Here is a 13,556-nt window from a genome sequence, read left to right as displayed (position 1 = left end):
TTTTTTAAAATTATAGGACATTGGTGCCGTTATTTACCGAAAAAATGCCTATTTGCACCTATTTTTAAGCAAATAGCGGAACAGATGTCCTCATTATTCTTAAAAGTAGTGGTTTGTGCGCAAATAGAGGACTCAATGTCCTATAAATCCAAATTCCGTGTTTTCAGCCCTCATTATTCTTTTCTGCCTTCATTTTCTTCCTGTTCGTTCTCTTCTGTTTCATTCTCTCGTGCGGAAGCAGTTTCAGCGATCACTTCGTTTTCTTTACGGTATTCTCGAGCATCTGGATCCTGTTGTTGTTCATTCTGGCCCCTCTCCTGCTTCTCGCCGTGATCATTTGATTTAATTTCCATGAAGTTATTAACGTTTCCTCGTGATACGAAGCTTTCGAGCATTGCTTTTAAATCCATCCCGGTCGCTTCTTTCAGGCTCTCTTGAAGCCCGGTCATCGTTCTTGTGACATTGCCAGTGATTTTCGCAGTACCGCTACTGCCGTCTGAGCCTCCGCCAAGATCGATCACCTTCATCTCATCGATTTGGGACAACGGCTGTGCCACTTCACGGGCATATTTTGGAAGCATGTCGATGACCATCTCCAGTATTGCAGCCTCGCCATACTTCTCCATCGCCTGTGCCATCAGTTCTTTCGCTTCGGCGTTAGCCCGCCCGCGCTCGCGAATAACTTCTGCTTCTGCCAGTCCTTTTTGTTTTTCAATCTGTGCTTTTGTTTCTCCGTCGATTCTCGCTTTTTCTGCCTCTGCTTCGGCTTTTGCCTTAATATCATAGGCGTCTGCATCGGCTTTTGCTTTACGGCGTTTTTGTTCTTCTTCTTCCAGCTTAACCTGGCGCTGGCGCTCGATGAACTGGATTTGCATTTCTTCTTCTTTTACCTGCTGATTAAGCCGGGCCTGTTCAAGATTGTAAGCCTGCTCGGAACGTGCCCTGCCTCGTTCCACTTCCGCCTTGTATTCTGATTCCTTTACATCTTTGTCCTTATTAGACCTGGCGATTTCTATTCTGCGGTTAATTTCTTCTTCTTCCGCTTCCTGGTCTGTTTTGGCTTTATGCATTCTTGTTTCACGAAGCGCGTTGGCCTCCGCAATATCGGCATCTTTGCGCGCCTCAGCTATTCTCGGCCTACCGAGCGCTTCGAGGTAGCCGTTTTCTTCATCCACGTCTTTGATCTCTTTTAACGCAAACGACGTGATTTCGAATCCGAGGTTCTTCAAATCTTCCTCCGCGATTTTTTTCACCTTTCTGTTAACCGAATCAAAATCTTTATAGATTTCATCCACGGTTAAAGCGGAAATAATCGCACGAAGATGGCCTTCCAGCACTTCTTTTAATTCTCTTTCTTTTTCCTTCTGGGCTTTTCCTAAAAATTTCTCCGCATAGTTCGCAACGATTTCAAGCTTGCTTCCGATACTGATTTCAGCGACACTTTTCGCTTTTATCGGAACCCCTTCTGATGTGTATGCTTTAGGGGATTCGATCTCAAGCTGAAAAGATGTTAAGTCGATCGGCGTACTTGTTTGAAACATTTTTAACCGCACACCGCCACCACGGATAATCTTCATGCTCCTTCCGTTTTCATCCACAAAAATTCGGTTATCCTGTTCTGCATCACCAAGCTTCGGTCCTGTAATAATTAACGCCTGGTTAGAGCTCGCAGTCTTATAACGCTTTTTAAAAATAAAAAATCCTATTCCTGCAGCTAACAATAAAAAGAAAAAAACGATCCCCAATACAATCAACCAGATTACATTCATCACCATATTCTGTTAACCATCCCTTCAGCGTTTGTCCTATGTATTTCTGTCACTACTTTCTACGATTGTAAAGCAAAATAGTTTCATAATTCTGGTAAAAAAATAACAATCCTCGTGTGGTTTCAGGGAAGTGAGAGGGGTCAGGGAGGCTTATAAGAGCTTCGAATTGTTTTTTAGGTGGTTTAGGATGGCGTTTAAGAGGTTCAGTGTAGTTTATAGGTGGTTCGTGAAGATTTATAAGAGGTTCAGTACAGCCTATAAGATATTCTAGAGAATGAAAGAAAGCACCCTGCAGGATGCTTTTTAATCGTCTTTCAGAAACCTTTTCACCCTTTCCACCGCATTACTTTTGTCATAGTTGTGATAAAGCGTGCCTGCCAGCCTGACAGGGTCTCCAAAGAAAAATCGTTCATACAACGTTTGCCTCGAACCGAACGCACTCATCGATACATCCCATGCTAAACGGAACAGCTTCACTCTGTCGTACCCGTCGCCTGTACTAGATTGAAGATATTTTCTTAACTCGTCATGAATCGGGCTGTTGAAATCTTTTTCGGTTGGAATCGAGACGAGACCACTCGCTCCGATCAACTGGATAATTTCCGAGAAGCGGGGGTATGTCCTTGGATAATAGTTAATCGCAGACAGGAGCGGATTCAAATCAGGAGTCATCGTACCCCATCTATCGATTTTCGCGTTTAGCTCTGAGGCTGCAAGCAGGCTTTTCATAGTCTCAAGAGCAATAATGACTTCCGCTACTTTTTCCTGAATATGCTGATATTCACTTACGTTAATCGTATCGACCAATAATTGGATGATGCCTAACAAAAATTCTGTTTTAACCACCTGTTTACTGACGACCATATGTGTCACATGGGGAAAGAAACCACTTTCTGCATATAAGCTGTTTCCGATCGCTAAATCGCCGTGTAAAAATACGCGTTCCCACGGCACAAGCACATTATCGAATACAACGATCGTATCCATTTCCTCAAACTTTGAGCCAAGAGGGTGGTCATATCCCGCTTTACCATAATCGAACGACTCCCTGCAAAAGAATTTTAATCCTTTTGTATTGTTCGGTATCGCAAAGGCATAAGCATAGCTTTCATCGATCGATAGCTGGGCGCCCGATGGAAAAACCATGATCTCATCGGTTATGCCTCCCTGTGTTGCTAACAGGCGTGCTCCCTGGATGATGATCCCGTCTTTTGTCTGGTCTATCATTTTTGCAGCAATGATATCATCCTTGTTCTCAGCATAAAACTTTGAACGGTCTACCTGTGGTTGAATAAAGGTATGCGTAAGACACAGGTCATTCTCTCTACAATATTCATAATACTTTTTTACATTTTCGGCGCAATTTCCCCCTTGCTCTGAAAAAAGCTGAGCCGAAGCATTGAAGGCCATCAGAACAGTATTCATATACTCCGGGCTTCTCCCCATCATCCCTCCGGTCAGCTTAGCCCACTCCTGAATCATTAAGCGCCGTTTTGCAAGGTCTTCCTTTGTTTTAGGCTCTAAAAAGGAAGTCCCCACCCGCATGCCGGTCGAAGGTGATTCATATGTCATCAAATCTGTCTTTTCTTTTAACATCTGATGGTCATAGAGCTTTGCCTGGCTATGGATTACACCTTTAAAAGCAGGTTGGTTTGAAATTGGGCCCGCCACTTTTTTTCCTTCCAGCCAGATGTCGGAGTTTAACTTGTCGATCCGGTTTATATATTCTTTTCCAGACGTTACAGGCACAGCGCTCCCCTCCATAAACTGCTCTTTCCAATAAAATATGCCTGTTAAAAAACATTAGTACAAAAGATAGGCTAAACAACCAGGGGGAATCTGCATACTCTAACGTATAAATGATTTGTGAGGAGAGGAAACAATGGTCAACAACCCGTATTTAGACTTTTTAGCCTCATTCGGCATAGGCGGGGCCCACCCTGGAGGTATGCCGTTAACGATCGAGTTGCTACAAACGATAACGATTAAGCCAGAACACCGATTACTTGATGTTGGCTGCGGAACAGGGCAAACATCTGCATTTATTAAAAAGACGTACGGTTCCAATGTTACTGCTTTAGATATACATCCCGGGATGATTGAAAAAGCCAGGGCGCGCTTCTATCACGAACAACTTGATATTGCGCTAGTCCAGGGAAACGCAGAACAGCTGCCATTTAACGATAATTCCTTTGATATCCTACTTATAGAATCCGTAACTGTATTTACAACAATTAAAAAATCTATAAACGAATACGCTCGTGTGTTAAAGCCTGGAGGAATACTTTTGAATTTAGAGATGACTGCCAATGACTGGTTTTCAGCAGCCGAACTGGCAGAGATCCAGAGAGTTTACGGCATCCAGGAAGTTCCTTCAGAGGAGCAATGGATCAACTACCTTCAAGATGCCGGGCTGACGGTTACGGAGGTCTTGAACAGGGAATCGGTGAGGCAAAAATCGATTGATTCGATCTCAGAATTCGATTTTGGAAAACTGATGGACTTTTCACTTTATACAAAATGGATGGAACATATTAATTTGATGGAAAAAATGGGAACCCGCCTCGGTTTCCGGATCTATAAATGTATAAAGTAAAAAACAAATAGTCCGGCTGCATTCCTTTTTAGTTAAACCTTCCTCGTTGAGAAAGGCACACAAAGACGGAATGCAGCCGGACCGTTTCTAGTCCCATGCCACTTTATCTGGTAAATGGCCAAGTGTTTCTTGCGCTGAGTTTTCTATGTAACGGGTTATCTCTTCAAATGTAAATACCTGGAGAGATTCATTTAGCTGTTTCTCCGTATAAAGAAAATCCCGTCTTGTTTCTTCGATAAAATCAATGAGGTGTCCCCAATGCTTCCTCTCCAATGGTAGGCCTGTTAATTTTTTAGGAAGCGTTTCTTTTAACATGTCCAATCGATAATGCTCGATAAGTTTTCCGTTCAAAAGTCTAAAATCGTGATGATAAGTATCTAGAACACTCTCATCGTCGTCAAGGCGTTTCTTTAGCCACGCATGGTAAAAAGAATGAAGCCAGATACGGTCTGTAGCCAGATGGCAAAGATATCCTCTCCAAAAAGGATGGGATATTTCCTTTCCGACATATGTTAAAAACCAGTTATAATCGATATCCCTTGTTCCATTTTCTACGCTTCCTATATAAAAGTGAAAACCATCTTTCGGTTGAATCGCATCCGGAGCAATGCTTCCGACTAAAAATGCTGTTCGATCTTCTTCTGGCATCCCTGACTTTTGAAATACCCTTTCTGCCGTTATCAGGTGCATTATTCTTGAGCCCATTTTCACCCTCCCATTCGTTGTTCTTAGATAAAATTAAAAGGCTCTGCAAAAAGAAACCCTTTAATTTTGGTTACTGGCACTACTAAGTTTACACAATCATCACGAGAGTTCCTGCCCAAGTTATACTTTTTCTATCGTTTTTTATTCTACAACCCCAGTTTCCCTGATCTTTACATCTGGAACTACTTTTATTTTTATAGAAGGATAAAGCTCATCCCACCTTTTGTTACTCCACTTATCTCTTGTTCGGCCTCTTACTTCTCTTCCTATTCCGAGCGTGTCGGCGTTTAAATCCTGTATTTTTGAAATGATATGCTCCGATTTTTTCTTCAGGTCTTTTTCCATTCGTGCTTCAATTTCTTTTATAACAGCAGGAGTAATGTTAGTGCCTGAATATTCTTTAATAATCGCAGTGATGGAAAAATGGATCGTTACTTCCGGGACCTCATTCAGATTCTCAAAAGAAAACTTTCTCCTGGATTTGATGTTGAATACGGAAGCATAAATGTCATCATTTAAATTAACGGTAAAGACATCGTTCGTACTGAATTTCTGTTTTAATACCTTGAACGTAAAAAGGTACTCATCACTCAGTTTTCCTACCATTTTATCTTTCTTGAACAGTGCTATTCCGTCGATTTTCACTTTATCTTCGTTTAGAACCAACAGTGGAAGAAACGGGTCTTCACCGATCGCATGATATGAATATATAAAGCTATGAAAGTTAGTTTCAGCCAGTATTCCCCGATCTGAATTATGCTCCAGAATTTCTGAAAGATAGCGCCCCGTATCGATATCTCCATACTTCGCTTCGATCATTTCCGAAACATCTGTGGCGGCGACCGCAAGAAAGACTCGACTTCCTATGCTAGGATCCCTCTCCAGTGCATCGATCAATTTGATAATCCCTTTTTGTTCGGCCAATTTTTTACTGTATAGGGCAACTTCAAGCTTTCCACTCACGAATGGATCCGGTGATTCGGCGTTAAATTTACTCCTCAACTCTTTGCTTGCCCTGGTTTCCGCTTCATAGACGATATTGGAAACCTTTCCTTCTGCATCATATACCGGAACAACCGCTGTGCCTATCACTTTATCATCTTCCTCTAGATCGTATCCTATCGCAGTTAACAGGTTGATATCGTCCACGATTTCTTGCTGGACACAACCAGAAAGCAAAGATAAACAGAGGCAGAACATTAAGACCTTCTTATTTTTTTTACTCATCATTTATGCTTCACTCTTTCATAGATGAGATTAACGATAAACAAAAAAGGAATATACCCGTAGATAATATAGAAGCCAACCCTTCCGACCATATCATTCAACACATCGATTTCCGTCCGTCCTTTAAGGAGTATGGTTGCAATGAAAATAAGCAACAGAAAGAAGAGGGTCAACGGTCGCTGCTTCATTTTAGTAAGCGATCTGGCTGCTCTTCCAGCAGCCCATACACTAAGGCAAATATTCGGAAGAACAACGATCGCCCATGAGGAAATCCCGATATACTCAAAGCGTTCTACAAAAGGTAACTGCACGATTTTCCATGCCGTTAATGTGGCCCAGATTAACTTCTCCAGCTGTTCCTGGCTATAAAAAACAAGTGTCGTTACCATAACCATTAAATAAATCAACACTGTAAACAAAATGCCAAACTGAGCCCATTTGTATGACTTCTGAGGATTTTTTATAAACGGGTAATAAATAAAAAGGGTTGTAAACCCAATATAGCTAAGCGACATGTCTTTTGCAGACAACAGAATGTCTTTTGCAGAATGGTTCATTACCGGAAGCAGGTTATAAAAATGAGCGAATTCTAATGGAAAAAGAATCCCAAGGATCAGATACATAGGCAAGACGACGCCAAAAAAGCAAATACCCGCCACCACCCGAAAACCGCCGGCCAGGCAATAATAGGTAAGAATTAAAAAGGCAAGGCTCAATGCCCAGGTTTCCATTTTAGGAAACATCCATACCTGGACAACCTCGATATACGTCCTTAAAACGGTGGCTGACATTGCCAGAAAGTAAACGATCCATACTGTCCCGAGCAGGCCGCCGATCATTTTCCCAAAGATTTGCTGCTGTATCCAGATCACATCTCCCTCTTTATTGCGAAGGATGCGATACATCAGCCATAACACAATGTTCAGGCTGGCACCAGCAAGAATAACGGAAATCCATGCATCCTGCTGTGCTGTCTTCGCGACAACCCGCTGAAAACCCAGAATTCCAACACCCAATTGGATAGAGTGAACAAGAAAGAAGACCAGGTATGGAGATATTTTAAACTGCTCTTCGACTTTCGCATGCACTCTCTATCACCTCGTACTCTATTCATCAAAGTCATTTTTCTTTTTCGCCTGCGCCCCTTTAAATCGGATCGTGTTCTCTGTTTGAAGCTGTACTGGCCTTTTTGATTGAAACGAAAAAGGAAGACGGATCAAAGCATCTTTTAAATCTGGAATTCTTAACGGATATAGCGGCTCTAAAATAGGCCTTCCGAGTGAAGTAAGACGAAGCAAGTGGATCAACATAAAGCAAAATGCGATCACTACGCCTAAAAGGCCCCAGAGATGCGCGAACAACAAGAACGGGAAACGGATCAGCCTGATCGTGTTACTCATTCTGTAGACAGGAGTCGTAAAGGATCCCAGTGCAGCAAGCGCTACGAAAATGAGCAGAACGTTACTTGTCAATCCGGCTTCAACAGAGGCAGTCCCAATAACGATACCTCCTACGATACCGATCGTCTGTCCGACTTTTGTAGGCAGTCTTGCGCCGGCTTCACGAAGCAATTCGATGGCAAGCTCGAGGAATATCGCTTCCAGAATGGGAGGCATCGGAATTTCCCTTCTGGAGCTAATTAATGTTGCCATCAGATCTTTTGGAATCAATTCATAATGATAGGTCAGTACCGCAACATAAGTAGGAGTAATTAACAAAGAAAATAGTACGGCTACAAAACGGATCGTCCTGAACGCAGAAGCGATAATCCAGTTTAAAAAATAATCTTCAAATGCAGAAAAAAACTCAACGAGTGTTGTCGGTCCGATGATGGCAAGAGGCGACCCATCAGCCAATATAGCTACTTTTCCTTCCCCAAGAACCGACGCCACCCGGTCAGGACGTTCGGTATCGATGAGCTGAGGAAATGGGGAATTAGCATTATCGGATATGAGCTGGGCAAGATAAGAACTATCGTTGATCTGATCGATCTGGATATCTTCTAATCGCTGGATAACGGTGTTTACGTTTTCCTCGTTTGCGATACCTTCGAGATAAAGCACAGCGACTTTTGTTTTTGAAAGCTTTCCGATCTTTATTTGTTTCATTTTAAAGTTTTCTACGGGTAGTCTTTTTCGGATCAGGTTAACGTTATTATCAAGCGATTCAACGAATGCTTCTTTCGGGCCGATAACGCTGAATTCAACCTCAGGGGCAGAAACGTTTCTTGTAAAATTTACCGGCGCCTTGATAATGGCGCATTCCTTTCCGCCTTTACCAGGCCTTATTACAACAGATCCATGTAGTAAGCCGTCGTTTATTTTTTGCAAATCATCAGTGATGATAATATTTTCAATCGGAACTTCCGCTTTTAAATCTTCGAGCGTCTGAACAGATTCTTTTTTGATATAAGGCATAATATCCCGATGCAACGTATTATCGTCTACCATCGTTTTCAAGTAATAGATAAGAAACGGCTGAGGATTTTGCGGAAACTCATATTGCAAAAAATCTTTAGACTCGCTGAACAGTGCGATTAAATCCGGCAGCTCTTTTACCCCTGTTTCCTTCTTTTTCTTCAACCATTTGAACATCGCTGAATCACCGCTTGCTAGTTTATTAATAGTAATCAGTCTTACCCTAAGCCTTCCTTTTAAACCGTAAGAGCATAAAAAAATGAACCCTGGATTGAGGGTTCACGCGTTCTTTTTCTCGGATAGTAAGGTGATATTCCGTTCCTTTAAAAAATCTGCTGCCTCCCGGACAATCTGGGGTTGAATGCCATACGTGCTTTCAATCATCTGGATCCACTGTTGTTCATCATTAAACTCGATCATTCTCCGGCTTTTTGCAGCGAAGATTGTTAATGTTGTGTTCCTTAAATAATAGGTGCTCCGATTTTTAAAAATAACAGCTGTAATTCTTCTCATCATATCGTTTTCATCTTGATCGAGATGAGATTCGTTAATATCGTTTGTAAAATCTGCTTCTTCCACAGGTTCCCATACAATCGTTTTGCTGACAAACGTTTTTCCGTTAGACTTTCTATCTATAACAAACCTGTTCCTATCACTTGCAGGCTTGATCACAATCTCTTCCCCACATCTAGAAAGAGAGACTCCGTTCTGTATAAAAATAGGCTTCATAATCGGCGAACCATATCCGACATCAACATAAAAGGCCCTGTTTTCAATGACTACCATAAGTCCTATATGCCCCGGTGATACGAGAACCAGGTGAACATCAAAGCCCAATACCTCAAGCAGCCGTTTGAAATTTATATTTAACGTATAACAATTTCCGCCCCAACCGTTTATCTCCAGGTTTTTTACAAAAGTTTCAAAAGAAGGAACAAAAGCGTTATTTTTTGCGGTTTGATAATAATAAAATTTGCTGAACGTTTCATAAGGAACTGAATGCAAATGATGCTTAACGAGTGCTTCAAGATAGTGATAGGATGGAATTTCGCGGTTCAATTGCAATCGTTTCAAATAGGTATCAACAAGAGAGTTGTTATTGTACTTGACTGTCATTGCGATTCCTCCAGTAAGATGTCGCTTTCATTTTATCATATTATTTTGACGATTCGACAGCTTTTATCTCTTCCTGTCGGTGAACTCGAATACGAACCCCGACAATCCTTGAAACTTTAAGCAGCGTATTCAGGGATAAGCGCACAAAAAAAGGCCGACTCAAAAGCAAAGTGCCAGGCACCTCCAGCACTTTATTCAGATAAACTTTATACCAATGCTTATCTGAATAAAGTGCTAAACGGAGAGAGCCAGACACTTATGAGTCAACCCATTTTTTATTATTGTCCCTGAGCTAACGAATAGCCAAGTTTTCCATTGAATGTATAAAGATTTTCAATTTTAATCCAATCTAGATCTGCTTCTTCTATTCTGGATAAAAGGGAGCGAATCATTTGATGGGTTGTTTCTTTCCCTTCTTCCGGTTGGAAGCGGCAGCGCCAGTGATCGGAAAGAAATGTTTCTGAAAATCCGTTTGGATATACTTTAACCCCTCTGTTCGTCATCATGATGAGCTTCAAATCAGGTCCTGCGATTTCTTCCAGTTTTTCACCTATTTCATTTGCAGACAGCTCATTGTTACATAAGAACACATCTACACCGTCTAATTTACGGTCCACATCGTAATTTAAGCTTTTGGTCGGTTCAGTCTTTTCTTCAGACACAGCTTTGCTGTATGTTACCGGCTGCAGCTTTGATTCAGGCTTCTTGCCAAGGCGCTCTACAACGGCTCTTGCGAATTCAAACGTTCCGACTGATTCCTTCCCTTTTGCCATGTCACCGGTTAGAACACCGTCTTCAATTGTTCTTAACCATGCGTTGTGAATTTCCTCAGCGATTTCTGGCTGTCCGATATGAACAAGCATCATGATCGCTCCGTGAAGCAAACCGGACGGGTTTGCAATTTTTTTGCCGGCAATGTCCGGTGCGCTTCCATGGATCGCTTCGAACATCGCGATCTGCTCTCCGATATTGGCAGAGCCTGCAAGTCCTACACTCCCTGCAATCTGCGCAGCGATATCAGAGGCGATATCTCCGTACAGATTAGGCATCACAAGTACATCGAACTGTTCTGGCGTATCCGCTATTCTTGCCATCCCGATATCTACAATCAAGTGATTGCTTTCGATTTCAGGATACTCTGCGGCAATTTCCTTGAAGACAGTGTGGAATAAACCGTCACTTAGTTTCATGATGTTATCCTTTACAAGGCATGTTACTTTTTTGCGGTTGTTTTTACGAGCATATTCAAATGCATAACGGATAATTCGCTCAGAACCGGGTCTTGAGATCAACTTTAAGCTCTGGACAACTTCTGGAGTCTGTTGGTGTTCAATGCCAGCGTAAAGATCTTCTTCATTTTCTCTAACGATAACCAGATCCATGTCAGGGTGTCTGTTCTCGATAACAGGATGATAAGATACACATGGCCTAACATTCGCATATAGGCCCATCGCCGTACGAATCGTTACGTTAAGGCTTTTATAGCCGCCACCTTGAGGAGTTGTGATCGGAGCTTTCAAAAGAACTTTAGTACGTCTCAAGGACTCCCACGCTTCATCTGGAATCCCTGTAGAATTTCCTGATAAGTAAACTTTTTCTCCTACGTCGATAAACTCCGGATCGATCTCTGCACCTGCTTGCTCCAAAATATGAAGCACTGCTTCCATAATTTCCGGGCCTATTCCATCACCTGTCGCAACAGTAATCGGTCTTTTTTCTGCCATATGGTCCCTCTCCTTTTTTCATGTTGCAGATTGCATATTAGAAACTGTTTTTAATGTAAAAATGCTTTCCATCCAAAAGACAAAGATTCCTCTATATATTAAAAATGTTCCCTGTTTAAAGAGTAATAACCGGAGGAAGGCATTTATTAAAAAGACAGTATGAGAAAACGTGTGCACCGAATACAGTTCTGCACATCAAAAAGCCGGCGTTGCCTAAAGAAAAAAATAACGCTCTTTAGACTTTTGCCGGTTTAGCTGTTTTTAAAACCAACAGAACGAGTCGATTCGGTTTCCAAAAGTTATTATAGGAATGATGAACTATATTGTCAATTTAAACCCTCTGGTTCACCGCATAAGTTGTAACAAAATAATTCTTTCGGACGATTTCCCGGGAAATCCCATGAAAATTGTCGTCTTGCAAATCCTTTGTTTCAACCATTCGACACATCCATTCCCCGTCATCATCGACATGGGGCTATACACTTAAAAAAGAAAAATATATTTTGTCAGCCATGCGACATAATAGGCACCAGGGATAAAGAGTATTTGAGCCAGGAGGGTCCCAGAAAAGCGGGCAAGGACCATCATTGCCGTCATGTTCCTGAGCCTCATATAGGAGCCGGGAGTCTTCCCAACTTCGTCAGCTGTGAGGGAAATCTTTGGATCGACGAACAAAACCAACAGGATGGTAGCGATCCCATTGACCAGACCGGAAGCCATGATTGCAGTAGACGCTCTGTCTGGTGCAAGGAGTGCAGCATAAAGCGCTGACAGGACCCCTATTGTATAGACGGCAGTAACGACCATATTTGTAAAAAATAACGATTTTGGAATATCACGAAAATCGATCGATCTTATATCGCCTGGCGATACACTCCTAAACAGCAATATCATTCTTCTTATATAGGATAGTTTTAACCTTTTCCAAAACAGTCCTATGACAGATCCTTTTTCCATGCGCAAATGAAGGATCGCCCTTGAAAAAACAGCTACAAATGTCGGCAAAAGCAGGATTCCCAGTATCGTGCCTACAGAAGCCGCTCCTATAATGACGCGAAACTGGCTTTCTACAAAATCCAGGCGATTATCCAGAGGCGCTACATCAAGCAGACTTCCGGTAAAAGGCTGTTGAACCATATTGGCCATGCGGGAAACGATCACCATCAAATTGAACAGGGACAGAGCGGAAGCAATAAAACCAACACGAGCACCCGAAATCCTCGTAGAATAGGCAAGAGTTTCTATGCAATGAATCAACAAAATAAACAACGCGATCACAACCACTTTTCCAGTAAGAAAATCCAACTCCCTCCCCCTTTCAAACCTCTCCTCTTAAGACCCCTCTGAACCTCTCAGCTACACTAGAAGTTATCCACACTTTTAGAGGGGTCAGATCCCATTTCCCATCCTTCTATTGCCTTGACCAAGATAGAATTCTTCGGTTCCTTCCTTCAGGGCATTTAGCTTTTCACCAACAGCAAGGCCGAATTGGACGTAGGCGTGTCCCTGGGCGGTGATGACATTTCCAGAGATAACAACTGGTTTGTATGTAAAATTTTTCTCGTTAAAGCAGCCAAGAAATTGCCGTTGTTCTTTCGAAAATGTCACCGTGTACGGGATATGTTCAAGGAGGCCTGCTTTCGCAAGAACATAACCTCCACCACAAATTGACGCAACTAACTTCTTCTGGCTGTGAAACTCCTTGATGAGCGAAAACAATCGGTCTGCATCTTTCACATAGTAAAGGTCTCCTCCGGGAACGATGATTCCTCCAAACTCACCACTTTTGATTTCTGACAGCTCTCTATCAGGCAAAACAGTGATGCCTGATTCTCCTTTTACAGGCTGTCTGCCCAATGCTACTGTTTCGATACTATATTTCTCTTTTAAAACAGAAGCCACAACTGTTACTTCGAACTCACTGAACGTCGGATAGACAAGAAGCAGTATTTTCTGTTTCATCGGCTTCCCCCTGTGCTAATGAATATCTTAATCCTATCAC

11 protein-coding genes are annotated in these 13,556 nt (G+C 42.1%); 1 reads left to right on the top strand and 10 read right to left on the bottom strand.

What is annotated here, in order from left to right; genetic code table 11:
- Positions 1 to 173 precede the first annotated feature (173 nt).
- Together FCL54_RS06715 and hpaB are read right to left on the bottom strand one after the other, a co-directional pair.
- Complete coding sequence (locus tag FCL54_RS06715) at positions 174 to 1,775, bottom strand: flotillin family protein (protein ID WP_138124565.1); 1,602 nt, start codon at positions 1,773 to 1,775, stop codon at positions 174 to 176.
- Between the two features lie 297 nt (positions 1,776 to 2,072).
- Complete coding sequence (gene hpaB / locus FCL54_RS06710; RefSeq protein ID WP_138124563.1) at positions 2,073 to 3,518, bottom strand: 4-hydroxyphenylacetate 3-monooxygenase, oxygenase component; 1,446 nt, start codon at positions 3,516 to 3,518, stop codon at positions 2,073 to 2,075.
- A 133-nt stretch (positions 3,519 to 3,651) separates the two neighbouring features.
- Here hpaB and FCL54_RS06705 point away from each other — a divergent pair, with 133 nt between their 5' ends.
- Positions 3,652 to 4,365, top strand: coding sequence for a class I SAM-dependent methyltransferase (locus FCL54_RS06705; protein ID WP_138124560.1), 714 nt, complete (start codon positions 3,652 to 3,654; stop codon positions 4,363 to 4,365).
- Positions 4,366 to 4,452: 87 nt separating this feature from the next.
- Here the strand turns inward: FCL54_RS06705 and FCL54_RS06700 are convergent, their stop codons facing one another.
- The 8 genes from FCL54_RS06700 to FCL54_RS06665 form a co-directional block, all read right to left on the bottom strand.
- Entirely contained in the window at positions 4,453 to 5,070 is a 618-nt protein-coding gene (locus tag FCL54_RS06700) for a hydrolase (RefSeq protein ID WP_138124557.1), read from the bottom strand.
- A gap of 141 nt (positions 5,071 to 5,211) precedes the next feature.
- The gene (locus tag FCL54_RS06695) at positions 5,212 to 6,300 is read right to left on the bottom strand and encodes a Ger(x)C family spore germination protein (protein ID WP_138124555.1); all 1,089 of its coding nucleotides are present in this window, start codon (positions 6,298 to 6,300) and stop codon (positions 5,212 to 5,214) included.
- Positions 6,297 to 7,385 (bottom strand): GerAB/ArcD/ProY family transporter, encoded by a 1,089-nt coding sequence (locus FCL54_RS06690; RefSeq protein ID WP_138124552.1) that lies wholly within the window; start codon positions 7,383 to 7,385, stop codon positions 6,297 to 6,299. The genes FCL54_RS06695 and FCL54_RS06690 overlap by 4 nt, the downstream gene beginning before the upstream one ends.
- 18 nt (positions 7,386 to 7,403) lie before the next feature.
- Positions 7,404 to 8,891 carry a spore germination protein gene (locus tag FCL54_RS06685; RefSeq protein ID WP_138124549.1) on the bottom strand — a complete coding sequence of 496 codons (1,488 nt, stop codon included), beginning with the start codon at positions 8,889 to 8,891 and terminating at the stop codon, positions 7,404 to 7,406.
- A 102-nt stretch (positions 8,892 to 8,993) separates the two neighbouring features.
- The gene (locus tag FCL54_RS06680) at positions 8,994 to 9,830 is read right to left on the bottom strand and encodes an arylamine N-acetyltransferase (RefSeq protein ID WP_138124546.1); all 837 of its coding nucleotides are present in this window, start codon (positions 9,828 to 9,830) and stop codon (positions 8,994 to 8,996) included.
- A 278-nt stretch (positions 9,831 to 10,108) separates the two neighbouring features.
- The gene (locus FCL54_RS06675) at positions 10,109 to 11,554 is read right to left on the bottom strand and encodes an NADP-dependent isocitrate dehydrogenase (protein ID WP_138124543.1); all 1,446 of its coding nucleotides are present in this window, start codon (positions 11,552 to 11,554) and stop codon (positions 10,109 to 10,111) included.
- 483 nt (positions 11,555 to 12,037) lie between these two features.
- Positions 12,038 to 12,859 (bottom strand): lipid II flippase Amj family protein, encoded by an 822-nt coding sequence (locus FCL54_RS06670; RefSeq protein WP_171016718.1) that lies wholly within the window; start codon positions 12,857 to 12,859, stop codon positions 12,038 to 12,040.
- Positions 12,860 to 12,943: 84 nt separating this feature from the next.
- The gene (locus FCL54_RS06665) at positions 12,944 to 13,516 is read right to left on the bottom strand and encodes a DJ-1/PfpI family protein (RefSeq protein WP_138124540.1); all 573 of its coding nucleotides are present in this window, start codon (positions 13,514 to 13,516) and stop codon (positions 12,944 to 12,946) included.
- Between the last annotated feature and the right edge of the window lie 40 nt (positions 13,517 to 13,556).

The organism is Exobacillus caeni (assembly GCF_005747095.1).
Classification (GTDB): Bacteria; Bacillota; Bacilli; order Bacillales; family Guptibacillaceae; genus Exobacillus; species Exobacillus caeni.
The sequence above is the reverse complement of the archived record's forward strand: the minus strand, read 5'-3'. Positions and strand labels throughout refer to the sequence as shown.

Coding starts and splice junctions, on each gene's coding strand:
- FCL54_RS06695 (WP_138124555.1), bottom strand. CDS start 6,300: ATGATGAGTAAAAAAAATAAGAAGGTCTTAATGTTCTGCCTCTGTTTA.
- FCL54_RS06700 (WP_138124557.1), bottom strand. CDS start 5,070: ATGGGCTCAAGAATAATGCACCTGATAACGGCAGAAAGGGTATTTCAA.
- FCL54_RS06685 (WP_138124549.1), bottom strand. CDS start 8,891: ATGTTCAAATGGTTGAAGAAAAAGAAGGAAACAGGGGTAAAAGAGCTG.
- FCL54_RS06665 (WP_138124540.1), bottom strand. CDS start 13,516: ATGAAACAGAAAATACTGCTTCTTGTCTATCCGACGTTCAGTGAGTTC.
- FCL54_RS06705 (WP_138124560.1), top strand. CDS start 3,652: ATGGTCAACAACCCGTATTTAGACTTTTTAGCCTCATTCGGCATAGGC.
- FCL54_RS06675 (WP_138124543.1), bottom strand. CDS start 11,554: ATGGCAGAAAAAAGACCGATTACTGTTGCGACAGGTGATGGAATAGGC.
- FCL54_RS06715 (WP_138124565.1), bottom strand. CDS start 1,775: ATGGTGATGAATGTAATCTGGTTGATTGTATTGGGGATCGTTTTTTTC.
- FCL54_RS06680 (WP_138124546.1), bottom strand. CDS start 9,830: ATGACAGTCAAGTACAATAACAACTCTCTTGTTGATACCTATTTGAAA.